Here is a 1065-nt window from a genome sequence, read left to right as displayed (position 1 = left end):
CAAGAACTGGAAGATACTTGCCACCGGCTTTCGAGGGCGCCTCGCCGAGCTTCCGAATGTCATCCGAATCGTCACCGCACTGGAGTTCTACCGACTTGGCTGGTAAGGGCTCTGAATAACGCTCATTGTAGGTGGTGATGGGGCGAATCCGGACGTCGTCTACTACACTGACGATCACTATGAAACGTTTGTTAGGATCTACCCATGACTGAGAGGCGCATGGTCGATCTGCTTGGCTACCAGGCTGGCTTGCATGTGAATGTCGATCCTTCGCTACTTCGGCAGATCGAGGAGCAAGCCAAGCTTGACGGCCTGGACTTTCGCCGGTTCAGTGTCGGACAGGTTGTGGGTGATTCGGATCTGTACAGCCTACTGGAGCAAGTCTTCGAGTTTCCGTCCTCGGTCACGAATTGGCACGCTGCGGCCGACTGGATGTCGGATCTCGAATGGATCGAAAACCCGGTCGGTCATGTGATCGTTATCGATGGTGTCGAGCGGCTGAAACAGGTGAACGAACAAACGTTCTCGCGTTTCATCAAGCTTTTCCCGCGAGCGGTCGAAATATTCCAGCAGGTTGGTTTGCAGTATCACGTCATCTTCCTTAGGGCCGACTCCCCGGAGAGTAGCCTGCTGACACAACTCCGGGAGGAGGCTACTCGGGCCATTCCCAGTGAGGCGACCAGGCGTCACACGGGCAGGCAGTACAAACCGATACCAGTAATCGATCATGCTGCCGCTCGATGACGAACTCTTGCCCGGCGACGCCACGTCGGCATGTTCCGGGGGCCACGGGCACGGGCGTCGACCACGGAAGCCTGTAGGTCGAAATCCTGTCCTTTTCCTGATTGCGTCCGACGAGCGTTATTCAGAGCCCTTACCAGCCAAGTCGGTAGAACTCCAGTGCGGTGACGATTCGGATGACATTCGGAAGCTCGGCGAGGTGCCCTCGAAAGCCGGTGGCAAGTATCTTCCAGTTCTTGACATGGGCGATGCATCGTTCGACGGCAGAGCGCAGTGAGGAGATCACCCTGTTGTTTGCCTTGTCGCCGATAGAGAGCTCGCCAC

The 1065-nt window shown here is 56.7% G+C and carries 2 protein-coding genes; one reads left to right on the top strand and one right to left on the bottom strand.

Going from position 1 to position 1065, the window contains the following annotated elements; translation table 11 throughout:
• The first annotated feature begins 204 nt into the window (after positions 1 to 204).
• Positions 205 to 744 carry a barstar family protein gene (locus FFT21_RS28615; protein ID WP_137816998.1) on the top strand — a complete coding sequence of 180 codons (540 nt, stop codon included), beginning with the start codon at positions 205 to 207 and terminating at the stop codon, positions 742 to 744.
• 130 nt (positions 745 to 874) lie between these two features.
• Here FFT21_RS28615 and FFT21_RS28610 read toward each other — a convergent pair.
• On the bottom strand, positions 875 to 1065 hold a 191-nt coding region (locus FFT21_RS28610; RefSeq protein ID WP_137813614.1), incomplete at its 5' end, for a transposase family protein.

This window comes from Gandjariella thermophila, assembly GCF_005405885.1.
Taxonomy (GTDB): Bacteria; Actinomycetota; Actinomycetes; order Mycobacteriales; family Pseudonocardiaceae; genus Gandjariella; species Gandjariella thermophila.
This window is presented reverse-complemented; position numbering and strand designations above follow the sequence as displayed.